At 45.9% G+C, this 333-nt stretch carries 1 protein-coding gene; it reads right to left on the bottom strand.

The features are described from left to right. Window positions 1-333: class I tRNA ligase family protein (locus ACFIK8_RS10955; RefSeq protein ID WP_375669444.1), on the bottom strand; the 333-nt coding region annotated here is incomplete at both ends.

The raw sequence follows: 333 nt of genomic DNA, 5'->3' as shown, positions 1-333 counted from the left end.
TTTTGAAAAACCACTGTGCCAATTCACGCTGTTCAACCAAAGCACCAGAACGCCACCCGCATCCATCAACAACCTGCTCATTTGCCAAAACGGTTTGGTCAACGGGATCCCAATTTACCTTGGCCACTTTGCGCGTAACCAACCCCTTCTGATACAGATCAAGAAACAGCATTTGTTGGCGATGGTAATATGCCACATCACAAGTTGCAAATTCACGCGACCAATCCAAAGAAAGGCCTAACTGCTTTAACTGCCCACGCATTACTGCAATATTCTGATAAGTCCAGGTTTTGGGATGCACTTTACTTTGCAGTGCAGCATTTTCAGCTGGCA

It is taken from the genome of Bartonella sp. MR168JLCBS, from assembly GCF_042194175.1.
The sequence above is the reverse complement of the archived record's forward strand: the minus strand, read 5'-3'. Positions and strand labels throughout refer to the sequence as shown.